This window comes from Paraburkholderia sp. J67 (assembly GCF_905220265.1).
Taxonomy (GTDB): domain Bacteria; phylum Pseudomonadota; class Gammaproteobacteria; order Burkholderiales; family Burkholderiaceae; genus Paraburkholderia.
This window is the reverse complement of record NZ_CAJMZK010000002.1, coordinates 570577-594226: the sequence shown is the minus strand read 5'-3', so window position 1 is coordinate 594226 and position 23650 is coordinate 570577. Positions and strand designations below refer to the sequence as shown.

The window sequence follows — 23650 nt, the reverse complement described above, 5'->3', positions numbered from 1 at the left end:
AATCATGAACGAAGAAATCCTGATCAACGTCACGCCTCAGGAGACGCGTGTCGCGTTGGTCCAGCAAGGCGCAGTGCAGGAACTTCACGTCGAGCGCACGCTGTCGCGCGGACGCGTCGGCAACGTCTATCTCGGCAAGGTCGTGCGCGTGCTGCCGGGCATGCAATCCGCGTTCATCGACATCGGCCTCGAACGCGCGGCCTTCCTGCACGTGGCCGATATCTGGCATCCGCGCCTCGCGGGCGAACCGCATACGCCGGCCCATCATCAGCCGATCGAAAAAACCGTCTTCGAAGGCCAGACGCTGATGGTGCAGGTCGTGAAAGACCCGATCGGCACCAAGGGCGCGCGGCTGTCCACCCAGGTGAGCATCGCGGGCCGCACGCTCGTGTATCTGCCGCAGGAACCGCATATCGGCATCTCGCAGAAGATCGAGAGCGAGGCCGAGCGCGAAGCCGTGCGCGCGCGCCTGACCGCCGTGCTGCCCGCCGACGAGAAAGGCGGCTACATCGTGCGCACCATCGCCGAAGATGCAACGAGTGAAGAACTCGCCGCCGATGTGGCCTATCTGCGCAAGACGTGGACGACGATCCTCGCCCAGGCGCAGCGCCTGCCCGCGACCAGCCTGCTCTACCAGGATCTGAATCTTGGCCAGCGCGTGCTGCGCGACTTCGTCAACGACGAAACCACGCGCATCCAGGTGGATTCGCGCGAGACCTTCCAGAAGCTCAGCGAATTCGCCAGCGAATTCACGCCCGCCGTGCAGCCGAAGCTGCATCACTACACGGGCGAGCGGCCGCTCTTCGACCTTTACAACATCGAGGCCGAGATTCAACGCGCGCTGTCACGTCGCGTGGATCTGAAGTCGGGCGGCTATCTGGTGATCGACCAGACCGAGGCGATGACGACGATCGACGTGAACACGGGCGGCTATGTGGGCGCACGCAACTTCGACGACACGATCTTCAAGACCAATCTCGAAGCGGCGCATACGATCGCGCGGCAATTGCGGCTGCGCAATCTGGGCGGCGTGATCATCATCGACTTCATCGATATGGAGAACATCGAGCATCGCGATCAGGTGCTCGGCGAGCTGAAGAAGGCGCTTTCGCGCGATCGCACGCGCGTGACGGTAAATGGCTTCTCGCAACTTGGGTTGGTGGAGATGACGCGCAAGCGCACGCGCGAGTCGCTCGCGCATGTGCTGTGCGAGCCGTGCCCGACTTGTCTCGGCAAGGGGCAGGTGAAGACGGCGCGTACCGTTTGCTATGACGTGCTGCGCGAGATTCTGCGTGAGTCGCGACAGTTCAATCCGCGCGAGTTTCGCGTGGTGGCGTCGCAGCAGGTGATCGATCTGTTTCTCGAAGACGAGTCGCAACATCTGGCGATGTTGATCGACTTTATCGGCAAGCCCGTGTCGCTGCGGGTGGAGTCGAATTTGAGTCAGGAGCAGTACGATATTGTGTTGATGTGAGGGGTGCAGGCGCGGTAGATCGTTCATCGATTCCGAAGCGCCTCTTGCCAGGACTACGCATTAAAAAAGCCGACTCTCACGAGCCGGCTTTTTCGTTTGGGGGTGACGCTAGAGCAAACGCAAAGCGCAGCGCCGCGTATCATCCAGGATCGGATCGTTGAAGCACGAATGGCTATCCCGACAGATCGGTCGTCGCACCGCGTCTTTACACGCCTACGCGCGTTCGCGCATGCCTCACTGCGCACCACGAGTTGACAAATACAACCGTCGCGCCGCTCGCCGATGCAAGACATGGACAGGAATGAAAAATCTCTACATTGAAAGTTTGCGCCGTGAGGCGCGCGAGTACCACCGCAACCACCAATGGCGCCTTCAAAACGGCCTGTTCATACCTCACGCTTACCCAGAGGAAAACAGGAAGCAGTTGTCATGGTGGGACGACGTCGGCTTTATCTTGAACAAGCGCCGCGTCATGGTGAACTGGCGACACCCACGATGTGCTTATCAAGACGCAATAGAGAAAGTGGTGACATCAGAGATTGCCCAGCCTGCCGAGTACGATGGCTGGCGCGAAGGCGGCGAACAGATCTATCGCAAGCTCGGGCGATCGAGAAAGAAAATAGTCGGGATCACACACAGTTCGCCAACGCCCGGATGGTCCGACTATTTCGCGGCATTCAGGGCTCGCGAGGAGGAGTTGATGCTCAGCGGCATCGACCTGGATATTCGGCCTGCGATGCGCGTTAGCTGGTGTTACTGGGCAACTCTCGTAGACCTGATCGCGCCAATCGAGGTCCGCTCCAACGATGACGTAGTGAAACTGGCGTCCATTGCGCGGCGGCTGCTGAAACGAGAAACGAGTGTCGCAGGTGAATGGCCTGGATACAGCTATGGGCGTAATGATTGGCTGGCCGAAGCGGAGAAAAGGAAGCAACGCGGCTGAGCGAGCGTCCTCTCCGAAAGCGCGTGCCGCTACGCAACGGCCCGCTACGGTCGAGAACTGCTCGCGGCCGGAGGATATGCGCAGATGACGCTGTCAAGCGCCTCAAAGGCCCCACATTTCAGCGACTATCATTCAGCTATTCCCCCCCAGGAGCCCCGCCGTTGAATCACCAGCGCGCCACCCTGTCCCAGCTCGGCGAATTCGACGAAGTCGTCGACGTACGCACGCCGCTCGAATATGCCGAAGACCACATGCCCGGCGCCATCAACGCGCCGGTCCTCAGCAACGAGGAGCGCGTGATCGTCGGCACGCTGTACAAGGCGTCGCCGTTCGACGCCACGCGCGTGGGCGCAGCGATGGCGGCACGCAACATCGCGATGCATCTCGACACCACTTTCGCTGACCGTCCGCGCAACTGGCGCCCGCTCATCTACTGCTGGCGCGGCGGCAAGCGCTCGGGCGCGATGACGGCGATGTTCAACATGATCGGCTGGCGCGCGCGGCAGCTCGAAGGCGGCTACAAGCGCTACCGCCACAGCGTCATCGAGACATTGAGTGCACTGCCCGGCCAGTTCCGTTTCGTCGTGCTCGCCGGGCCCACGGGCAGCGGCAAGACGCGTCTGCTGCATGCGCTCGGTCAGGCGGGCGCGCAGACGCTCGATCTGGAAGATCTCGCCGCGCATCGCGGCTCGCTGCTCGGCGCGTTGCCTTCGCGCGGGCAACCCGCACAGAAGGCGTTCGATACCTCGCTCGTACAACAATTACGCCGCTTCGATGCCGCGCAACCGGTCTTCGTCGAGGCGGAGAGCCGGCGCATCGGTGCGATTACCTTGCCGATCGCGCTGGTCGAACGCCTGCACGGTGCGCCCTGCGTAGTCGTCGAGGTGGCGCGCGATGAGCGTGTGTCGCTGCTGCTGGAGGAATACGGGCATCTGCTGGACGATCGGGACTATTTTCGCGAGCAGTTGCTCAAGCTCACGCCGTTGCATGGACGTGAGCGCGTCGCGTCGTGGTGTCAGTTGCTCGACGAGGACCGGCGCGCGGCGTTGTCCGAAGCGCTCGTCACGCAGCATTACGATCCGGCCTACACGCGCAGCACGCGCAAGCACTTTGCGGCGCTCGCGCACGCGCCGCACTTCACGTTTCATCCGATGTCGGCCGATCCGGTCGAGGAAGCGCGCGTCCTGCTCGCACAATTGCGAGGCGACATGGCACCCGGAACATGCTGAGAAATACGCGCTGAGAAATGCATGAAGGCCGCCGGCAAATCGCCAGGCGGCCTTCAACAAAACTGCGGAATCACTACAGAGAAACTACCTGGAAACTGCGGGAAAAAGCGCCCGGACACCCATTCCGTGCCCGGGCGAAACCATCGGAGTGCCGACGGTGGAGGTTTCTTTCGAAGGGGTTTGCGCGCTGAGCCAGACACTTCGCGCTACCCGCTCACTACGCACGCCGTACCGCCCTCCCGCGGCCCGGCGCGTCTGTCATGCGGTGGGTCGCTTAACGCGTGTACATCGCGTTCCAGTCTTGCTGCGACACCGTGGCGCCGCGCACACCCGATTCCGACGCATTCGCGACACCGCCGTAGGCGCTGTTGCCATTACGCGCGGCAACCTTGGCTTCGGCTGCCTGGATCGCGTCGGGGTAATGGGCCTGGTCGCCATCGCCGACGTGGTAGCCAACCTGTTGCAGCTGGACGAGTTCGGCGCGCACCTGGGCGCGGGTGACGGGCGATTGCGACTGGGCGAACGATGCGACCGGAACGATAAGGGCAGCGGCAACGGCAACGGCTTGGATCAGGGACTTCATGGTAACGACCTCCAGTTTGGACTAGACGGTCGACGTGCGACGGTATGTGCATGCGACCGATGTACGCATCGTAGGCTTATCCATCCCTAGGGTTAACCCGCAAACTTATATAAGACTCTTCCAGGTCGCGGAAGAATCGCTGGAGGCGCCACGGGACGGTCGTTTCAGGAGGGACAGATCAGACGGAACGAGGGTGACGCCCGTTAGCCGAGGGCGCACCCAACGTTATTTCGACGAAACGATGTCTGCCGCGAGGGCGAGCAGCGCGTCGATGTGAGCGGCCACACTCGCGTCGTAGCGAATGGCGGGATGCGCGCCAGGCCCGGCAGCCGCTTCGATGCGCCTACCACGCGCGGCGACCGCCGCTTCGAGCATGCGGCGCAGGCCGGCAGCGTCATCGGGTCGGAACACGTATTTGGCGTCGTCGTCGATGGCGTCGCAGCAGCCGATGTTCGACGAGAAGATCACGGGCGTGCCGCACATCACCGACTCGATGCCCACCAGGCCGAACGGCTCGTACTTCGAGGCAAGAATCGTGAAATCGGCCGCCCGATAGACATTCTCCAGATCCTTCACGTAGCCGATGTAGCGCACACGCTGGCTCGCGCGTTCGGGCGGGCGCCCCGCCACGGCCACGACGACGGGCAGATCGAGCGCCTCGACCACCGACTGGATCAGCGGCAAACCCTTGCGTTCGTGGCTGCTCGACGGGAACAACAACACCGTCTCGTGCTCGCCGAAACCGTATTGCTTGCGCAGCGCGGCGCGCGCGGCGTCATCCACGGGCGAGAAGCGTGCGCCGTCGACGGGCGGGCACAGCACGCGGATTTTCGCGTCGTCCACGCCGTAGAGTTCGAGGAGTTCGTCGCGCATGAGATCAGAATGCGCGACGATCACGCGCGATTGCGCATATTGCCGGCTCTCGAGTTCGATCTGGCGCTGATCGGAGCCGCGCAATTCACGCCCCGTTGCGCGCAGGAAGCCGCGATGCGTACCGCCGCAGATGGCGATCTCCGACGAGTCCACCCGGTTACAGCCGATCAGCACATCCACCCGGGCGCGCCGGCGCAGCGCGGCAAGGCGCCACGAGAACCAGCGGTCGCGCAGTTTGCCGGGCAGGAGCGAGACATTGATGCGATGCGGCTCGACCTGCGCATATTCGCCCAGGGACGGATCGAACTTGCGTGCAAAGAACGCCGGGCGCATACCGTGCGCAGCGAGCCCCTGGACGAGGTCCATCGCATAACGTTCCAGCCCGCCGCTGTGCTTGAGCGCGTTCGCGGAAATACCCAGCTTCATGAACCGTCCGACATGTGAATTTTTGTGCAGAAGTCGCGTGGCGCCGATTATATAGCCCCCCATTCAGGCTCTGCGGGAGGAAAGCTTGCGTAAGTCCCGTGTCCGCGTGCGCCACCCCGGCCATTGCGCGAGCCCCAAATGCGCTCCGGTATAATCGACCGGCTTTTGGGCACTACAGCGTCCATCCCTGGCCGCGCGGCACCGTCGTCGCGCTGCGGCCATATCGACACAACAAATTGACTGCCCGTCCGATTTGCGCCGGCCGACATGAATCACGATACAACGACACACCCTCGCCGCCTGGCTCCAATCGTTTCCTTCCTGCTGCTGCTTGGTCCGGCCACGAATCTGGTCTGGCGCGGCGGCACCGGTTACTGCTTTTTCCTGCTGCTGGCGTTCGCGCTCTGGGGCCTGTACGCCTGTCGGCGCGAGCCCGGCTACTTTGCGCCGTGGCGCGATTACCGCTGGTACACGGCCGCCATGCTCGTGCCGCTCGTCGTGATCGTCGTGCAACAGGCGCTCATGGGTTATTGGGCGCCCCATCAGTTCGATGCGCTTTCGCGCTTCGCGCTCGCGCTGCCGGTCTTTCTGCTGCTCAGTCGCGTGCCGTCCCGCAATCTCACCGCCGTGGGCTGGGGCTGCGCGTTCGGTGCGCTCGCCGCGACCGCCTGGGTGATCGTCGATCGCCCGGTAGGCGGCTGGAGCGACGCGGAACGCCTCAACAACTACTACACGAACGCGATTCCCTTTGGCGATACGGCCCTGCTATTCGCCTTCCTCGCCGTGTTCACGTTCGGCTGGGACAGCAAGGCGCGCCCGCTCGCGCTAGTGGTAAAGCTTGCCGCGCTGCTCGCGGGCGGCTTCGTCTCCTATCTCTCGGGAACGCGCGGCGGCTGGATCGCGATTCCGGTTTTCATGTTCCTGCTGGGCGTTCAGTACGGCTGGTTCACGCACTGGAAGCGCGTGGTGGTGGCCGTGGCGCTGGTCGCCGTGGCGGCCGGCGCGCTGCTGTCGACGGAGCGCATCCAGCACCGCGTCGCGGATGTCAGTTCCGACGTCGCGCTCATGCAGCACGGCGACAAGGACACCTCGGTCGGCCTGCGCCTGCAACTCTGGAGCGCGTCGATCCGGCTGTTCGAACGCCATCCGGTCTACGGCGTCGGCAAGGGCCGTCTGGAAGCCGCGCTGGGAGACCTCGCCCAGCATGGCGAAGCGAGCCAGCAGATCGTCAACGAGCGCGCGCATAGCGACTTCTTCTCGGCCATCGCCGAAATGGGCGCGCTCGGCGCCCTGAACCTGCTGCTGATTTACTTCGGCACGTCGGTGTACTTCTGGCGCGCCCGCCGCGACGCCGATGCGGTGATCCGCACGGCCGCCTGCAGCGGCCTCGCCGTGTCGTTCAGCACGATCCTCTTCGGCCTCACGATCGACGTGCTGGTGCCGATCCAGGTCATGGTGCTGATCTCGCTGCTCACCGCGACGTTCCTCGCGACCATCGTGTCGCGCCGACGCGAGATCGCCGCCGGGATCTGATCCGAAAGCTCCGCGTCTTTTACCGGCACAAAAAAACGGCCCATCGCGTCTGACGCGATGGGCCGTTTCTCTTTGCGAAGCCGTAGCTGACGCTACAGGCTTCGCACGCTACAGCCGCTAGAGACGCTTCAAGCGCCTCAAGCCGCGCTCTGCTGGAACTGGATCTTATGCAGATGGGCGTAGAGCCCGCTCTGTTCGAGCAGTTGCTGGTGCGAGCCACGCTCGACGATACGACCCGCTTCCATCACGAGGATGCGGTCGGCGCGCTCGATGGTCGACAGGCGGTGCGCGATCACGAGCGTCGTGCGGCCCTTCATGAGCGTTTCGAGCGCGGCCTGGACATGGCGCTCCGATTCCGAATCCAGTGCCGAAGTCGCTTCGTCGAGGATCAGGATCGGCGCGTCCTTGTAGATGGCGCGCGCGATCGCGAGACGCTGGCGCTGACCGCCCGAGAGCTTCATGCCGTTGTCGCCGACCATCGTGGCGATGCCGTCCGGCAGCGCCGCGATCGTGTCCCACAGGTTGGCCGCGCGCAACGCCTTCTCGACGCGCTCGGGGTCGGCCTCCTGGCCATAGGCGACGTTGTTCGCGACCGTGTCGTTGAAGAGCGTGACGTCCTGACTCACCATCGCGATCTGGCTGCGCAGCGCGTGGATGTCGTAGTCGGGCACAGGCACGCCGTCGACGAGAATCTGACCGCCGCTCGGATCGAAAAAGCGCGGCAGCAGGTTCACGAGCGTGGTCTTGCCGCTACCCGACGGGCCCGCCAGCGCGATCATCTCGCCCGGCGCGGCGGTGAAATGCACGCTCTCCAGGATCGGACGGCCCTCTGGCCCATAGGCGAACGAAACGTTGCGGAACTCGATCTCGCCGCGCGCGCGTTCGAGCGGCTTGCCGCCGCCTTCGGGCTCGGCCGGTTCGTCGATCAGGCCGAAGATCAGCTCGGCGGCCGTCATACCGCGTTGCAGCGGCTGGTTCACGTCGATCAGATGCTTGAGCGGCGAGATCACGAGCAGCATCGCGGTGACGAAGGAAACGAAGCCGCCCACCGTGGTCTGGTCGTGCGACGCCTGCACCACGGCGATCGTCACCACGACCGCGAGCGCGATCGAGGCGAGGAACTGCGTGATCGGCTGGGCGAGACCGCCGGAGACCGTCATGCGCATCTGGTAGCCGCGCAGCCGCTTGCTCAGCTCGCCGAAGCGGTCCATCTCGTACTTTTCGCCGTTGTGGACCTTGACCACCTTGTAGCCGCCCACCGTCTCTTCGACGATGTACGACAGGTCGTTCGTGAGCAGCTGGTAATCGCGGTTCAGGCGGCGCAGGCGCCGGTTGATCTTGCTGACGAGCCAGCCGATGGCGGGCAGCAGCACGGCCACGATCAGCGTGAGACGCCAGTTGAGAATGAACAGATAGCCGAGCAGGAAGATCACCGTGAGCGAGTCGCGCACCGAGGTCACCAGCACGGACATCAGCACGTTCAGGATCTGGTTCACCTCGAAGACGATCGCATTGATGATCGTGCTCGCCGTCTCACGCTGGAAGAATCCGACGCTCGCGTGAATCATGCGCTCGAACATCTTCAGGCGCAGCTCGAGCAGGATCCGGTTGGAGACGTACTGCAACAGATAGCCCGACGCGTACTGCGCGAGCCCGCGCACCAGCGAAAGGCCGATCACGGCGACCGGAACGAGCCATTTGGCGACCGGGCTGCCCTTGGTGCCGAAACCGTGGTCGAGCAACGGTTTGAGCAGCGCGGGAATGCCGGCCTCGGTCGCGGCCACGATGGCCAGCGTGATGACAGCGGCGATCGACACCCCCAGGAGCGGCTTGAGATAGGGCCACAGCCGGCGGCCGACCGAGCCCGGGTTGGAGGCCTGGCCATCGCCGATCGGCTTGCTGAGGGTGGATTGTCGGGGCGTTTCGCTCAAGGAATCCTCTGGAAAGCGTGTTCTGAAAACAAGCGCGGCGGCGTCGGGAGGACGCTGCGGCAGCGCGGTACGCATTGTATACGGTCGGCGCGACGGCCCGCTCGATCTGACGGGCGGCCGGGCTACCCGCCACGCATGGTCTGGCTCATGGTCTAGAATACGCAGCTCTGCGCTCCTGGCCCTGCCAGGTTGAGCAATACACCGTCCATAAGCAAAAATCAGCGTGCAACCGTACCGGTTCGCCGCTTGCGTTTTCTCTTCAGAATCAGAACAGGCGTCCACTCCATGTCCGACGGACTTTCCCCGACGCGCCCAGGCCTTGCGGCCAACGGCACCGCCACGCTTTCCGTGATCGTGGTGGCGATGAACGAGGCGCACGACATCGGCGAGTGCCTGGAATCGGTGCGCGGGCTCGCGATGGAAACCATCGTGTACGACTCGGGCAGCACCGACGGCACACCCGATATCTGCCGCGCGCTCGGCGCGCGCGTGGTCGAAACCGACTGGCCAGGCGACGGCCCCCAGAAAAATCGCGCGCTCGATCAGGCGCGCGGCGACTGGGTCATCTGCCTCGACGCCGACGAGCGTCTGAGTCCCGAGCTGCGCACTGAAATCGCCGCGCTCCTCGCCGAGGGCACGCCGCATAACGCGTTCAGCACGCCGCGCCGTTCGAGCTTTTGCGGGCGCTTCATGAATCACTCGGGTTGGTGGCCCGATCGCATCGAACGGCTGTTCCGGCGCGGCAGCGCGCGTTTCACCGATGTGCGCACACATACGCATCTAGAGATTCAGGGCACGATCGGTCGCCTCGACGGCCCGATCATCCATATCTCGATGCCGGACCTGCACGAGGCACTGGAAAAAACCAACGCATATTCGAGCGCAGGCGCGCTGACGATGGCCGAGGCGGGCAAGCGCTCGTCGCTCGCCAAGGCGCTCGGCAAGGGCTTCTGGGCGTTCTTCCGCACGTGGGTGATACGAGCGGGCTTCCTCGACGGCGCCGAAGGGCTGATGTTGGCGATCAATAACGCCGAAACGACCTACTATCGCTACGCCAAGCTCGCGCTGCTCACGCGCGACGGCAAGGTCGCGAAAAAACGCTAAAGCACGCTAAACAGCGTTCGCAACGAAAAACGGGCGGCCCATCGAGGCCGCCCGTTTTGTATGCATACGAACAACAACCGTCAATAGACGATCTCGATCGAACTACCCGCGAACTCGCCACGCAGTGCGGCGAGCAGATCGTCGGTGGGCTTGACGCGCCACGCGTCGCCCAGACGCACTTCGCCTTCCGCACGCGCATTGCGATAAACGATCTGCACCGCGAGGCCGTTCGGAATCACCACCTGCTCGCGCTCGCGGCCCCGGCCGCCGAAGCCGCCACCACCGCCATCGCGACCGCCACGACCGCGTGTCTCGACCACCGGCGCGGGCAGCGAATCATCGGGCTTGGCGCGATGCGCTTCGAGCACCGTGCGCAGCGCTCCCGCGTCGGCGTTGCCGTTCATCTGCACCTTCACGGCCTGGGCGTAGCGGCTGCGCGCGCGCTCCAGATCCATGACGGTATCGACGGTAAAGCGAATGCCGCCCGTGAACGCGTCGTTGCGCGCGCCACCTTGCACGACCAGCAGTTCGTCTTCCTTGAACAGCGCCTTGTGCGCCTCGTACTGCTCGTTGAACACCGTCACTTCGCACTGGCCGGTGCCGTCGTCGAGCAAGGCGATCAGCATCTTGCCGCGCTGGGTCATCTGCGTGCGCAGCGAGGCGATCACGCCCGCCACCAGCTTGTCGCGCCCTTCCTTCAGTTCGCCGATCTTCTGGCGTACGAAGCGACGCACTTCGTCCTTATAGGCATCGAACAAATGGCCCGACAGATAGAAGCCGAGCGCGCCCTTCTCTTCCTGGAGCTTGCGCTTCTCTTCCCACGCCGGTTCGTCGACGAGTTCGTGTGCCGCGAGCGGTGCGTCGCCCATGTCGAAGAGGCCCGCCTGCATGGCGTTGGCGCTCGCCTGCTCGGCGGCTTCCATCGCCATCGGCACGGAGGCGATCAACTGCGCGCGGTTCGCGTGGATCGTGTCGAACGCGCCCGCGCGAATCATCGCCTCGATCGTGCGGCGATTCACGAGGCGGCGGTCGATGCGTTCGCAGAAGTCGAACAGGTCCTTGAACAGACCGTCCTCTTTACGCGCGCGCAGGATTTCCTCGATCGCGTTCTGGCCGCTGCCTTTGATCGCGCCCAGACCGTAACGAATCGTGCGCGAGCGTTTGCCTTCGGCGACGTTGGCATCGGCGACCGGCTCGAAGCGATACGCCGACGCGTTGACGTCGGGCGGCAGCACCTTGATGCCGTTGGTAATGCAGTCCTCGAAGAGAATCTTCACCTTGTCGGTGTCGTCCATGGCGAGCGACATATTCGCCGCCATGAATTCGGCCGGATGGTGCGCCTTGAGCCACGCCGTGTGATACGCGAGCAGCGCGTACGCCGCCGCGTGCGACTTGTTGAAGCCGTAGCCCGCGAACTTCTCCATCAAGTCGAAGGTTTCGTCGGCCTTCTCGCGCGTGAGACCGTTCTTGGCCGCGCCTTCCGCGAAAATCTCGCGGTGCTTGGCCATTTCCTCGGGCTTCTTCTTACCCATCGCGCGACGCAGCAAGTCAGCGCCGCCCAGCGAGTAGCCGCCGATGATCTGCGCCATCTGCATCACCTGCTCCTGATAGACCATGATGCCGTAGGTCTCTTTCAGAACAGGTTCGACGCGCGGATCGGGATACTCCACCACTTCGCGGCCATGCTTACGCGCGCAGAAGCTCGGGATCAGGTCCATCGGGCCCGGACGATACAAGGCCACGAGCGCGATGATGTCCTCGAAGCGGTCGGGCTGCGCGTCCTTCAGCATGCCCTGCATGCCGCGGCTTTCCAGCTGGAACACGGCGACCGTATTCGCTTTCTTGAGGATCTGGAACGACGGCACGTCGTCGAGCGGTACGTCGGCGAGCGACCAGCCTTGCTTCGACGGATCGAGCATGCGGATATAGCGCTCGGCCCAGTCGAGAATCGTGAGCGTGGTCAGACCCAGAAAGTCGAACTTCACGAGGCCGACGGCTTCCACGTCGTCCTTGTCGTACTGGCTCACGACACCGCTTTCGTCGCCCTGGGTGTAGAGCGGGCAGAAGTCCGTGAGCTTGCCGGGCGCGATCAGCACGCCGCCCGCGTGCATGCCGACGTTACGCGTGAGACCTTCCACCAGCTGCGCGAGATCGAGCAGCTGATGCACTTCGTCTTCGTTGTCGTAGCGCTCCTGCAGGAGCGGCTCTTCCTTCATCGCGTCGGCGATGGTGACGTGCTTGCCCGGCTTGAACGGAATGAGCTTGGCCACACCGTCGGTGAAGTTGTAGCCGAGGTCGAGCACGCGGCCGATGTCGCGCACCGCCGCCTTCGCCGCCATCGTGCCGAAGGTCGCGATCTGCGAGACCGCGTCGGCGCCGTACTTGTCCTTCACGTACTGAATGACGCGGTCGCGCCCGTGCTGGCAGAAGTCGATGTCGAAGTCGGGCATCGAGACGCGTTCCGGATTCAGGAAACGCTCGAACAGCAGGTTGTAGCGCAGCGGGTCCAGATCGGTAATGCCGAGCGCGTAGGCAACGAGCGAGCCCGCGCCCGAACCCCGGCCCGGGCCCACCGGCACGCCGTTGTTCTTGGCCCAGTTGATGAAGTCCGCAACGATCAGGAAGTAGCCCGGGAAGCCCATCTTGATGATGGTCCCGCACTCGAAGTCCAGCCGTTCGTTGTAACGCGCGCGTTCGGCTTCGCGCTCGGCTTCGTTCGGATACAGCTGCACGAGGCGCTTTTCCAGGCCTTCGAGCGAGAGCTGCTTGAGGTAGTCGTCGAGCGACATGCCGTCGGGCGTCGGGAACAGCGGCAGCTTCGGCTTGCCGAGTTCGAGCGTCAGATTGCAGCGCTTGGCGATTTCGATCGTGTTCGCGATCGCCGAGGGGATGTCCGCGAACAGCGCGGCCATTTCTTCCTGCGTCTGAAAACGCTGGTCGGTCGTGAAGCGCTTCTGACGACGCGGATTCGCGAGCATGTCGCCTTCCGAAATACACACGCGCGCTTCGTGCGCGGTGTATTCCTCGGCGGTCATGAACTGCATCGGGTGCGTGGCGACCACGGGCAGTTGCAGTTCTGCCGCAATCGCGACGGCCTGCTCGACATATTGCTCGCTGCCCGCCTGGCCGCAGCGTTGCAGTTCGAGGTAGTAGCCGCCCGGGAACAGCTTCGCCCAGCGTTGCGCATGGCGCTTCGCGCTTTCGACATTGCCGGCCGCGAGCGCGAGGCCCACGTCGCCCTGCTGGGCGCCCGAGATCGCGAGCAGCCCTTCGCCGAGCCCGGCTTCGAGCCACGCGACATCGACTTCCGCACGGCCGCGATATTGATTCGTGAGCCACGCCTTCGAGAGCAGCTCGCACAGATTCAGGTAGCCGACCTTGTCCTTGACCAGCAGCAGCAGGCGCGAGGGTTTGTCGCGGTCGTCGGGATTCATGATCCAGACGTCGCAACCGGCAATGGGTTTGACCCCTTTGCCACGGGCCTCCGAGTAGAAACGGACGAGACCGAATGCGTTGCTCAGGTCGGTGAGCGCGAGCGCGCCCTGGCCGTCCTTGGCCGCCGCCTTGACGAGGTCGTCGAGGCGCACGATGCCGTCGGCAATCGAGAATTCGGAGTGGACGCGAAGATGGACGAAGCGGGGATCTGACATGGGCGACATTGTACCTCTACGATCCCGCGATTTTCGCCGCCGCCGGCGTGCGCCAATGGGTGCGCGAACGGCGATGGCAGCCGATGCGCCAACGCGGGGCCAACTTGCGCGCCGTCAGCGCGGCGCGACACTCGCGGGCACGAGACAACGCGCTGCAGGTGCCCCGCGGCCCGGTTGAGGGATAATAGAGGATTGCGCCCGCCGCACCGCACGCGGGCCCCACCGATTCAGCTTTTAGTGTTTGGCCATGCGTATCCTCAATCTTTCCTCCTACCAGTTCGCGACACTCGAAAAGAACGTCGAATGGCGTCCGCTCGTGCTGGCGCGCTGCCATGAACTCGATTTGCGGGGCACGATCCTGCTCGCGCCCGAAGGCATCAACCTGTTCGTCGCCGGCGACGAACCGAACGTGCGCGCCTTTATGGAGTACGTGCGCACCGATTCGCTCTTCGAAGGCAAGTTCGCCACGCTCCAGTTCAAGGAAAGCTTCTCGGAAACGCGGCCGTTCAATCGCATGCTCGTGCGCCTGAAGCGCGAGATCATCACGATGAACAAGCCGGCGATCCGGCCCGAAGAAGGCCGCGCGCCGTCGGTCTCGCCGGTCGTGCTCAAGGAATGGCTCGATCGCGGCCACGACGACGAAGGCCGTCCGGTGGTCATGCTCGACACCCGCAATGACTTCGAAATCGACGTGGGCACCTTCGATGCGGCGCTCGACTACCGTCTCACCAAGTTCAGCGAATTCCCCGGCGTGATCGAGGCCAACCGCGCCGATCTCGAAGGCAAGACCGTGGTGTCGTTCTGCACGGGCGGCATCCGCTGCGAAAAAGCCGCGATCCACATGAAGGAAGTGGGGATCGAGCACGTCTATCAGCTCGAAGGCGGCATCCTGAAGTACTTCGAGGAAGTGGGCGGCGCGCACTACAACGGCGACTGCTTCGTGTTCGACCAGCGCACCGCGCTCAATCCGCAGCTCGAACCGACCGACATGGTGCAGTGCTTCGCCTGCCGCGCCATCGTCACGCCCGCCGAACAGGCCTCGCCGCTCTACGAGGTCGGCAAGAGCTGCCCCGCGTGCCATCCGGCGCGCACGCAGGACACGAACGCCGCCGCGCACGCCGCAGCGTAACGCGCGCGTGGGCGCACCCGCTTCCGGCTATCGCGGGCGCTTCGCGCCCTCGCCCACCGGCCCGCTGCATTTCGGCTCGCTCGCCTCGGCGCTCGCGAGCTGGCTCGACGCGCGCGCGCATGACGGCGCGTGGCTCGTGCGCGTCGAGGATATCGACGGCCCGCGCACGGTGCCCGGCGCCGCCGAGGACATTCTCGCGACGCTCGAACGCTTCGGCTTTCACGCCGATGAACCGCCCGAGTGGCAAAGCCAGCGCATCGGTCTGTATCGCGCGGCGCTCGACGCGCTGATCGCGTCGGGCCATGTCTACCCTTGCGGCTGCACGCGCAAGGAAATCGCCGATTCGCAACTGCACGCGCACCGGCGCAACACCACGCTGATCTACCCCGGCACATGCCGCAGCGGCCTGCACGGCAAGACCGCGCGCGCCTGGCGTCTGCGCGTGCCCGACGACGCGCCCGAAGGTGTGAACAATCCCGCACTGACGCGCTTCGACGACCGCTGGCAAGGCCCGCAGCAACAGGATCTGGCGAACGAAGTCGGCGATTTCGTGCTGCTGCGCGCCGACGGGCAATGGGCGTATCAGTTGGCGGTGGTCGTGGACGATGCCGCGCAGGGCATCACCCATGTCGTGCGCGGCGCGGACCTGCTCGACTCCACGGCGCGCCAGATCTGGCTGCAACAGTGCCTCGACGTGCCGACGCCCACGTACCTGCACGTCCCCGTCGTCACCAACGCCGACGGCGAAAAGCTCTCGAAGCAGACCGGCGCGCAGGCGCTGGACGCGGCACGGCCACTGGAGGCGCTGCTGGCCGCCGCCCGGCATCTGCAACTCGATCTGCGCGATCGCACGCCTGCCACGCTCGAAGCGTTTCAGGCCGATGCGATCGAGGCGTGGAAGCAACGTCTGAAGCAGTTACCGACGTAGGCCCAACGCGAAAAAACCGCGCCACAAGAGAAAACGGCGTGCCGGGTATCCACCCGGCACGCCGTTTTTGCGTCTAAAGCGCGTCGACCGTGAAGTCGACCGTGAAATCAGGACGACGACGAAGACGTCGGCTTGTTGCGCCAGCCCGCACCCAGGCCGCCCAGCAGTGCCGCGAGCGGCTGCTTCGACTTCTGCGTCGTCGAGGCGGGCGCGTTGTTGTCTTCGACCTTGCTGCGCGCCGTCGGCGACGGCTCGTAGGGCTTCAGGAAGAATTCGTCGATGTGCTGCGTGCGATGGTGATGCGGGCGCTCGAAGCTGCCGGTGCGGCGATGGCCGCGCTCGCCGCGTGCTTCACGGCCTTCGCGCTCACCACGGGCTTCGCGACCTTCGCGGCTCTCGCGACCTTCATGGCCGTCGCGCTCGCGACGGCGGCTGCTGCCTTCGTGATGCGCGACCGGCGTATCGACCACCAGATGCTCGATCGTCAGCGGACGCTTGATGAGCTTCTCGATATCGGCGAGCTGCTTCTTCTCGTTCGGGCTGCACAGCGACAGCGCGTCGCCGGTCGCGCCCGCGCGGCCTGTCCGGCCGATGCGGTGCACGTAGTCTTCGGCGTTGAACGGCAGGTCGAAGTTGATGACGGCCGGCAGTTCCGCGATGTCGAGACCGCGCGCGGCCACGTCGGTTGCCACCAGCGCTTCGATCTCGCCGCGCTTGAAGGCTTCGAGCGCCTGCATGCGCTCGTTCTGCGAGCGGTCGCCGTGAATCGCGGCGGCCACGATGCCCTGCTTTTCGATCTGGCGCGCGAGACGGCTCGCGCCGATCTTGCTGTTGCAGAACACGATCACCTGCTTCAGACCGCGCGCGCGGATCAGTTGCACGACCGCGCCGGTCTTGTCGCCCTCGGCGACTTCATAGACGATCTGCGTGACGTTCGCATTCGTCGAGTTGCTGCGCGCGACTTCGATGGTCTGCGGCGTGCGCAGGTAGGTTGCGGCCAGCTTCTTGATTTCCGGCGAGAACGTGGCCGAGAACAGCAGCGTCTGACGCTCCTTCGGCAGCAGGTTCAGGATGCGTTGCAGGTCCGGCAGGAAGCCCATGTCGAGCATGCGGTCGGCTTCGTCGAGCACGAGCATCTGCACCTGGCCGAGGTTCGTGGTCTTCTGCTGCACGTGGTCGAGCAGTCGGCCAGGCGTCGCGATCAGGATTTCGACGCCGCGGCGCAGCTCTTCCGATTGCGGGTTCATGTCGACGCCGCCGAACACCACGGCGCTACGCAGCGGCGTGTGCTGCGCGTAGGTGCGCACGTTGTTGGCGACCTGGTCGGCCAGCTCGCGCGTGGGCGTGAGGATCAGCGCGCGCACCGGATGGCGGGCGGGCGATGCGCTCGTGCTCGCCATCGGCAGGAGGCGTTGCAGGATCGGCAGCGAGAAACTGGCGGTCTTGCCGGTGCCGGTCTGGGCGGCGCCCATCACGTCACGGCCCGTGAGGACCACGGGAATGGCCTGCGCCTGGATCGGCGTGGGCGTCGTGTAGCCCTGCTCCTTGACCGCCTTGAGGATGTCGGGCGCGAGGCCGAACTGATCGAAGGTCGCAGTGCTGGGCTTGACGTCGGTGTCGGACATGGTGGGTTTCGCTATAAAGGCGCTAGGCGCACGAGGCGCCATGCGCCTCAAATAATCACTGCGGGACTGCGGTGGTGCTGGCAGACGCTGCGTGGACGCAGCCTGGTTCTGCCGGGATTGCCCGGGGCGCCCGGCCTGACAAGAACAGGACCGGTCGCTGCGGACAGCTTGCGGAACGGCCCGCTCGCGCGGACAGGAGCCGTTGGGTGCGGAGTGCGCGGGGTGCGCTGGCTGGCTGCCGCGCTCGACCCGGTCAATCCATTCAACCCACTCGTAGGCTCCGGGGGCCTGGTGTGGCCCACCGAGGCTCGTTCCCATATTTACGCGCGCACGCGCCGCGAATTCCGTCGGGCGCCTCTCGCTGCGTGGCGGCGCGTGCTCGCTGGCCCGGCCGCTTCAGTCCTGCTCAAGTCCTCACCGGCGGACCTGCGTCATGCAGGCGCAATCCGGCGAAAGGCCGGTATTGTAGCACCTCGGCATAAATCCCTATGGCCGCAGGGGCGGCCTTCTGCCAACAGGGCACTGCACATGTTCCGCCCCTTTTTTGATGTCGAGCGCGCCTACCCTTACCAGGTCTCGCGCATCACCATCAGCCGCAGCTCGGTCATGTCTTCCATCGCGTAGCGCACGCCCTCGCGGCCGAGGCCCGAATCCTTCACGCCGCCATACGGCATGTTATCGACGCGAAATGACGGAATATCGTTGATGACCACGCCGCCCACATCGAGCCCGTCCCACGCGCGATGCGCGTTGGCGAGCGAATCGGTGAACACGCCCGCCTGCAGGCCGAAGTCACTGTCGTTGACGATGTCCAGCGCCGCGCCGAAATCGTCGAAGCGCTCCAGAATCGCCACCGGCCCGAAGGCCTCGCGCCGGTAGAGATCGGTGTCGCGGCCCACGTCTTCCAGCAGCGTCGCCTCGAACATCGCGCCGTCCACCGTTCCGCCCGCGATGATCTTCGCGCCCGCCAGCACCGCGCTCTCCATCCAGCCGGCGAGGCGTCTGGATTCCGACTCCGAGATCATCGGCCCGACGAAGGTCTTTTCGTCCTTCGGGTCGCCCATCTTGAGCGTCTTGACCTTGGCGATCAGCTTGTCGCGCAGCGCGTCGTAGAGCGATGCGTGCACCAGAATGCGCTGCACGCCGATACAGCTCTGCCCCGACTGGTAATACGCGCCGAACGCCAGCCGCTCCACCACGTAATCGAGCTTCGCGCCCTGATCGGCGTCGACGATGGCCGCCGCGTTGCCGCCCAGTTCCAGCACCACCTTCTTCTTGCCCGCCTTCTTCTTGAGATCCCAGCCGACCACGGGCGAACCGGTAAACGACAGCAGCTTGAAGCGCTCGTCGGTAGTGAAAAGATCGGCGCCATCGCGATGCGCGGGCAGAATCGAAAACGCGCCCTTGGGCAGATCGGTTTCCGCGAGCACCTCGCCGATGATGAGCGCGCCCACCGGCGTGCGGCTCGCGGGCTTGAGCACGAAGGGCACACCCACCGCGAGCGCGGGCGCGACCTTGTGGGCGGCCAGGTTGAGCGGGAAATTGAACGGTGAGATGAACGAGCACGGGCCGATCGGCACGCGCTTGACGTAGCCGTGATAGCCCTTCGCGCGCGCCGAGATTTCGAGATTCACGATCTCGCCGTCGATGCGCACGCTCTCTTCGGCCGCCACGCGGAAGGTGTCGATCAGACGCGTGACTTCGCCGCGCGCATCGTTGATTGGCTTGCCCGCTTCGATGCATAGCGCCATCGCCAGTTCGTCGAAGCGCTCGCGAAAGCGCGCTACGCAGTGGTCGATCACGGCCTGGCGCTTGAACGGCGGGAAGGCGCGCAGCGCGGGCATCGCGGCCTCGGCCGCGGCAATGGCCTGGTCGATCGCGCGTGCGTCGGCGAGCGCCACGCGCGTGGCGACTTCGCCGCTATATTTGTCGGTGACCTCGAGATCGGTGTTGGCGGCGACGGCCTCGTTCGCCAGATAGTACGGATAAGTCGGTTTGAGCATGACGCGTTCTCCGCAAGGATGCGGCGCGCCACGTCACACCAGGTCAAATCCAGTCAAACCCGGTCACGCCGCGCCGAAGGTAGTGCGATGCGCCGGAGCGCGCGCTCCGGCGACAGGTTCACCGGTGCCCGTTCACAACTGCGCGCTCAGGCGCTTGATCTCGCGATTGAGCATGCGCTCGTTGTCCGAATAGTCGATGGGCACATCGATCACATGCACACCCGGCTCGGCGAAACACTGCTTGATCAGCGGCCCGAGTTGGTCCGCCGCGCTCACGCGATGGCCGTGCGCGCCGTAGCTTTGCGCGTAATCGACGAAATCGGGGTTCTGCAGCGTCATGCCGTAATCGGGGAAATTCATGTTCTCCTGCTTCCAGCGGATCATGCCGAAAGCGTCATCGCGCAACAGCAGCACGACGATGTCGAGCTTCAGGCGCACCGCCGTCTCCAGTTCCTGCGAGTTCATCATGAAGCCGCCGTCGCCGCACACGGCCACCACCTTGCGCTCGGGATGCACGATCTTGGTGGCGATCGCCGAGGGCAAGCCCGCGCCCATCGAGGCGAGCGCGTTGTCGAGCAGCACCGAATTGGGTTCGCGGGCGCGGTAGTAGCGCGCGAACCAGATCTTGTACATGCCGTTATCGAGACACAGGATGCCGTCCTCGGGCATCGCGTGATAGACGTCGTGCACGAGCCGCACCGGATACATCGGAAAGCGCTCGTCGTGCTGGCCTTTGGCGAGATGGGCGTCGAAGTGGCGCTTGATCTCCTCGAAGCGCGCGAAGTCCCAGGCGTGTTCGCGCGGCTTGAGCGCCTCTTTGAGTTGCCACACGGCGTTGGCGATATCGCCCACCACCTCGATCTGCGGGAAATAGACCGGATCGACCTCGGCACCGAGGAAGTTCACATGGATCACGGTCTTGCCTTCGGCGCTGCGCATGAAGAACGGCGGCTTCTCGATCACGTCGTGGCCGACGTTGATGATGCAGTCGGCGTGCTCGATCGCGCGGTGCACGAAGTCGCCATCCGAGAGCGTGGCGTTGCCGAGCCAGAGTGGATGCGATTCGTCGATCACGCCCTTGCCCATCTGCGTGGTGAAAAACGGGATGCGGGTCTGGTCGACGAATTCGCGCAGCACGTTGCGCGTGGTCTTGCGATTGCCGCCCGCGCCGATCATGAGCAGCGGATGGCGCGCCGAGCAGATCGCCGCGACCGCATGCGCGACCGCTTTTTCCTCGGCTACGGGACGGCGGCTGAAACTCTTCGGAATGGGCTTGCCGTCGCCCTCTTCGTCGGCCACGTCTTCGGGGAGTTCCAGATGCACGGCGCCGGGCCGCTCCTGCTCGGCCTGACGGAAGGCCTCGCGCACGAGCGCCGGAATATTGCCGATGGAAACGATCTGGCGCGCGTACTTGGTGAGCGGCTCCATCATGCGCACCACGTCGACGATCTGAAAATGGCCCTGCTTGCTGGATTTGATGGGCTTTTGCCCGGTGACCATCAGCATCGGCATGCCACCGAGCTGCGCGTAGGCCGCGGCGGTCACGAAGTTGGTCGCGCCGGGGCCCAAGGTGGACAGACACACGCCGGTGCGCCCCGTCAGCCGTCCGTAAGTGGCGGCCATGAAACCCGCGGCCTGCTCGTGACGCGTGACGATCAGACGAATCGTCGAGCGCCGCAGCGATTCGAGCAGATCGAGATTCTCCTCACCGGGAATGCCGAAGATGTACTCCACGCCCTCGGCTTCGAGCGCCTTCACGAACAGATCCGATGCTTTCATCGACCACCTCGCGGGAATGGTGCGGAAGGTTCGAAAGCGTCCGCCCGGCAGCCGCCCTTCCCTTCGCATGGCCGACAGATTACTCCGGCAGAACGGATCGCGTCGCGAAGCGCGCAGTCCGCCGTCCGGGCGCGACTCGCGCGTCAGCGCATGATCGTGGCGCAGCCTGCGACGATGGGTTTCGCGTTGGGGTCGGCCATAGTGTCGTAGAGATCGGCGCCCGGTCCCTTGGTCCACCACGCGTAGTTCGAGCCCACGTAGCGCACGCCCGACGCGGCAACCACGCCGACCAGCAACAGCTTGCGGCCCTCCACGGGCACGAGCGCGAAGCTTTGGCCGTTGGACGCGTTGAGATAGCTGACCTTGAAGGTCTTGCCGTTGGCGCAGGTGTAGCTGAAGGTCTGACGCGACTGGACGTGGATGTCGCGAATGTCGAGCGGCGCGCCGTTGCTTGCGTTACCGGATGCCGCGTGCGCGGCGGGGGCGACGAAAGCCGCCGACGTGCCGCCGACGAGCGCGAACGCCGCGATCGCGCGCGTGACGGTTTTGCGTAATGAAGCGGGGAAAGCGGATGTGCCGGTGTGGGCGTCGATCATGGCGTTCTCCTGGCGTGGACAGCCGAAAGGAAGAGACATGAGCGAGCGCGGGTCACGGATCGATCACGTCGGCGCAGGCATCGGTGGGCGCGGCGGCGACGTGACCGACAACCGGCACGATCTTCAAACCCGCCGAAACGATGCGGCACGGCGCGGCCGCCAGCCCGCACCCGGAAAGCGCACCGATACACACCATCACGGCGACCCAGCGCACCCGGCGCAACACGAGCGATCCGACCATACCCACCTCCCTGCCTCTACTGACACGATAACCCGGCATGCACCGGCCGCGTTATGCGGGTGTACACCGGGCGAGCGCGCGATTATCGCGTGCGCGGGGCGCGCGCAGCTTATGCAGGATCAGCCCCGATGTACGATCAAGGCCAATCAAACTGCGCGACGCCACTCAAGCCGCGGCGTTTCAGTTCGATGCGTCGCCGGGCACCGGACGAACCGCCGCCGCTGCCGCCCGTGCACGCGCCCGCGCCTCTTCGAGATCGGCGCCCGTTGCGAGCGCGACACCCATGCGGCGCTTCACGAAGCTCTCCGGCTTGCCGAACAGGCGCAGGTCCGCGCCCGGCACGGCCAGCGCGTCCGCGACGCCTTCGAAGGCGATGCCGTGCGCGTCCATGCCGCCATAGATCACCGCCGACGCGCCCGGACCACGCGCCGTCGTGTCGACGGGCAAACCGAGAATCGCGCGTGCATGCAGTTCGAACTCCGAGAAACGCTGCGACGCCAGCGTGACGAGCCCCGTATCGTGCGGACGCGGGCTGACTTCCGAGAACCACACTTCGTCGCCGCGCACGAACAGCTCCACGCCGAACAGGCCACGGCCGCCCAGCGCCTCGGTGACCTTGTGCGCGATTTCACGCGAGCGCTCCAGCGCCTTCGCACTCATCGGCTGCGGCTGCCACGATTCGACGTAATCGCCGTCCACCTGCTTGTGGCCGATCGGGTCGCAGTAATACGTTTGCACCTGGCCGCTGACCGGCTCGGTCGCGCGCACGGTCAACTGCGTGATTTCGTATTCGAAGTCGATGAAGCCCTCGACGATCACGCGGCCATGATTGACGCGCCCGCCCGCGAGCGCGTATTGCCATGCGCGTTCGACGTCGGCGTCGCTGCGCAGCACCGACTGGCCCTTGCCCGACGACGACATCACCGGCTTGACCACGCACGGATAACCGACCTTGGCGATGCCGGCCTTCAGTTCGTCGAGCGAATCGGCGAAAGCGTACGGCGAAGTCGGCAGGCCCAGTTCTTCGGCGGCGAGGCGGCGGATACCTTCGCGGTTCATCGTGAGTTGCGCGGCGCGCGCGGTGGGGATGACTTCGGCCACGCCTTCGGACTCGACGGCCGCGAGCGCGTCGGTGGCGATCGCCTCGATCTCCGGCACGACGAGGTGCGGACGCTCGGCGTCGATCAGCGCGCGCAGCGCGAGGGGATCGGCCATGTCGATGACGTGTGCGCGATGTGCAACCTGATGGCCGGGCGCGTTCTCGTAGCGATCGACCGCGATCACTTCCACGCCGAGGCGTTGCAGCGCGATGATCACTTCCTTGCCGAGCTCGCCTGCGCCGAGCAGCATGACACGGGTGGCGGAAGCGGAAAGCGGCGTGCCGATGCGTTGGCCGGTCTGCATGATGTCTCCAGAAATCACGATGAAGAATGACGATGAAGCGGGCGTGCTTCACGAATGACGCACGAATGCGGATAAGCGTCGATGTTAACACGCGCAACGATGCATTTTGCCTGGCCAAACGGCCAGTACGGGGTGCGCACGGCCCGCATCGCAAGCGAGCGACATCGCCGCGATCGCGCGCAGAAGTCACCATTTGGCG

General features: G+C 64.9%; 17 protein-coding genes. 7 read left to right on the top strand and 10 right to left on the bottom strand.

Features of this window, described 5'->3' with window-relative positions; all coding sequences use genetic code 11:
• The first annotated feature begins 4 nt into the window (after window positions 1-4).
• The 3 genes from rng to mnmH all read left to right on the top strand — a co-directional run bounded on the left by rng (window position 5) and on the right by mnmH (window position 3646).
• On the top strand, window positions 5-1474 hold the full coding sequence (gene rng, locus U5782_RS06500; protein ID WP_322042991.1) for a ribonuclease G: 1470 nt from the start codon (window positions 5-7) through the stop codon (window positions 1472-1474).
• Between the two features lie 301 nt (window positions 1475-1775).
• Window positions 1776-2417, top strand: a complete 642-nt coding sequence (locus tag U5782_RS06495) for a hypothetical protein (RefSeq protein ID WP_322042990.1) — start codon at window positions 1776-1778, stop codon at window positions 2415-2417.
• A gap of 161 nt (window positions 2418-2578) precedes the next feature.
• Window positions 2579-3646 carry a tRNA 2-selenouridine(34) synthase MnmH gene (gene mnmH, locus U5782_RS06490; protein ID WP_322042989.1) on the top strand — a complete coding sequence of 356 codons (1068 nt, stop codon included), beginning with the start codon at window positions 2579-2581 and terminating at the stop codon, window positions 3644-3646.
• Between the two features lie 274 nt (window positions 3647-3920).
• On the opposite strand, the gene U5782_RS06485 is transcribed toward mnmH, so the two are convergent.
• Complete coding sequence (locus tag U5782_RS06485; protein WP_322042988.1) at window positions 3921-4229, bottom strand: DUF4148 domain-containing protein; 309 nt, start codon at window positions 4227-4229, stop codon at window positions 3921-3923.
• Window positions 4230-4454: 225 nt separating this feature from the next.
• Window positions 4455-5528 (bottom strand): glycosyltransferase family 4 protein, encoded by a 1074-nt coding sequence (locus U5782_RS06480; protein WP_322042987.1) that lies wholly within the window; start codon window positions 5526-5528, stop codon window positions 4455-4457.
• 267 nt (window positions 5529-5795) lie between these two features.
• On the opposite strand from U5782_RS06480, the gene U5782_RS06475 reads away from it, so the two are divergent.
• Window positions 5796-7061 carry an O-antigen ligase family protein gene (locus tag U5782_RS06475; protein WP_322042986.1) on the top strand — a complete coding sequence of 422 codons (1266 nt, stop codon included), beginning with the start codon at window positions 5796-5798 and terminating at the stop codon, window positions 7059-7061.
• A 137-nt stretch (window positions 7062-7198) separates the two neighbouring features.
• On the opposite strand, the gene msbA is transcribed toward U5782_RS06475, so the two are convergent.
• Window positions 7199-8953, bottom strand: a complete 1755-nt coding sequence (gene msbA / locus U5782_RS06470) for a lipid A export permease/ATP-binding protein MsbA (RefSeq protein ID WP_322043094.1) — start codon at window positions 8951-8953, stop codon at window positions 7199-7201.
• A 324-nt stretch (window positions 8954-9277) separates the two neighbouring features.
• Between msbA and U5782_RS06465 the strand changes: the two genes are divergently transcribed.
• Window positions 9278-10096, top strand: coding sequence for a glycosyltransferase family 2 protein (locus tag U5782_RS06465; protein WP_322042985.1), 819 nt, complete (start codon window positions 9278-9280; stop codon window positions 10094-10096).
• Window positions 10097-10176: 80 nt separating this feature from the next.
• On the opposite strand, the gene dnaE is transcribed toward U5782_RS06465, so the two are convergent.
• Window positions 10177-13755 (bottom strand): DNA polymerase III subunit alpha, encoded by a 3579-nt coding sequence (gene dnaE, locus U5782_RS06460; protein ID WP_322042984.1) that lies wholly within the window; start codon window positions 13753-13755, stop codon window positions 10177-10179.
• A gap of 238 nt (window positions 13756-13993) precedes the next feature.
• Between dnaE and U5782_RS06455 the strand changes: the two genes are divergently transcribed.
• Window positions 13994-14875 (top strand): sulfurtransferase, encoded by an 882-nt coding sequence (locus U5782_RS06455; RefSeq protein ID WP_322042983.1) that lies wholly within the window; start codon window positions 13994-13996, stop codon window positions 14873-14875.
• A gap of 7 nt (window positions 14876-14882) precedes the next feature.
• Complete coding sequence (gene gluQRS, locus U5782_RS06450) at window positions 14883-15803, top strand: tRNA glutamyl-Q(34) synthetase GluQRS (protein WP_322042982.1); 921 nt, start codon at window positions 14883-14885, stop codon at window positions 15801-15803.
• A 107-nt stretch (window positions 15804-15910) separates the two neighbouring features.
• On the opposite strand, the gene U5782_RS06445 is transcribed toward gluQRS, so the two are convergent.
• The 6 genes from U5782_RS06445 to purT all read right to left on the bottom strand — a co-directional run bounded on the left by U5782_RS06445 (window position 15911) and on the right by purT (window position 23451).
• On the bottom strand, window positions 15911-17428 hold the full coding sequence (locus U5782_RS06445) for a DEAD/DEAH box helicase (RefSeq protein ID WP_322042981.1): 1518 nt from the start codon (window positions 17426-17428) through the stop codon (window positions 15911-15913).
• Window positions 17429-17994: 566 nt separating this feature from the next.
• Window positions 17995-19431, bottom strand: a complete 1437-nt coding sequence (locus U5782_RS06440) for an aldehyde dehydrogenase family protein (RefSeq protein WP_322042980.1) — start codon at window positions 19429-19431, stop codon at window positions 17995-17997.
• A 132-nt stretch (window positions 19432-19563) separates the two neighbouring features.
• A complete protein-coding gene (locus tag U5782_RS06435; RefSeq protein ID WP_322042979.1) occupies window positions 19564-21210 on the bottom strand; it encodes an acetolactate synthase large subunit in 1647 nt (548 codons plus the stop codon).
• A 143-nt stretch (window positions 21211-21353) separates the two neighbouring features.
• Window positions 21354-21806: an MliC family protein gene (locus U5782_RS06430; protein ID WP_322042978.1), complete on the bottom strand. Its 453-nt coding sequence runs from the start codon at window positions 21804-21806 to the stop codon at window positions 21354-21356.
• Between the two features lie 52 nt (window positions 21807-21858).
• Entirely contained in the window at window positions 21859-22047 is a 189-nt protein-coding gene (locus tag U5782_RS06425; RefSeq protein WP_322042977.1) for a DUF6726 family protein, read from the bottom strand.
• Window positions 22048-22227: 180 nt separating this feature from the next.
• A complete protein-coding gene (purT, locus tag U5782_RS06420) occupies window positions 22228-23451 on the bottom strand; it encodes a formate-dependent phosphoribosylglycinamide formyltransferase (protein WP_322042976.1) in 1224 nt (407 codons plus the stop codon).
• Between the last annotated feature and the right edge of the window lie 199 nt (window positions 23452-23650).

Excerpts from the sequence above, each read along its gene's own strand:
- rng (WP_322042991.1), top strand. The coding sequence starts at position 5 with ATGAACGAAGAAATCCTGATCAACGTCACGCCTCAGGAGACGCGTGTC.
- U5782_RS06495 (WP_322042990.1), top strand. The coding sequence starts at position 1,776 with ATGAAAAATCTCTACATTGAAAGTTTGCGCCGTGAGGCGCGCGAGTAC.
- U5782_RS06485 (WP_322042988.1), bottom strand. The coding sequence starts at position 4,229 with ATGAAGTCCCTGATCCAAGCCGTTGCCGTTGCCGCTGCCCTTATCGTT.
- U5782_RS06480 (WP_322042987.1), bottom strand. The coding sequence starts at position 5,528 with ATGAAGCTGGGTATTTCCGCGAACGCGCTCAAGCACAGCGGCGGGCTG.
- U5782_RS06475 (WP_322042986.1), top strand. The coding sequence starts at position 5,796 with ATGAATCACGATACAACGACACACCCTCGCCGCCTGGCTCCAATCGTT.
- U5782_RS06465 (WP_322042985.1), top strand. The coding sequence starts at position 9,278 with ATGTCCGACGGACTTTCCCCGACGCGCCCAGGCCTTGCGGCCAACGGC.
- dnaE (WP_322042984.1), bottom strand. The coding sequence starts at position 13,755 with ATGTCGCCCATGTCAGATCCCCGCTTCGTCCATCTTCGCGTCCACTCC.
- U5782_RS06455 (WP_322042983.1), top strand. The coding sequence starts at position 13,994 with ATGCGTATCCTCAATCTTTCCTCCTACCAGTTCGCGACACTCGAAAAG.
- U5782_RS06445 (WP_322042981.1), bottom strand. The coding sequence starts at position 17,428 with ATGTCCGACACCGACGTCAAGCCCAGCACTGCGACCTTCGATCAGTTC.
- U5782_RS06440 (WP_322042980.1), bottom strand. The coding sequence starts at position 19,431 with ATGCTCAAACCGACTTATCCGTACTATCTGGCGAACGAGGCCGTCGCC.
- U5782_RS06435 (WP_322042979.1), bottom strand. The coding sequence starts at position 21,210 with ATGAAAGCATCGGATCTGTTCGTGAAGGCGCTCGAAGCCGAGGGCGTG.
- U5782_RS06430 (WP_322042978.1), bottom strand. The coding sequence starts at position 21,806 with ATGATCGACGCCCACACCGGCACATCCGCTTTCCCCGCTTCATTACGC.
- U5782_RS06425 (WP_322042977.1), bottom strand. The coding sequence starts at position 22,047 with ATGGTCGGATCGCTCGTGTTGCGCCGGGTGCGCTGGGTCGCCGTGATG.
- purT (WP_322042976.1), bottom strand. The coding sequence starts at position 23,451 with ATGCAGACCGGCCAACGCATCGGCACGCCGCTTTCCGCTTCCGCCACC.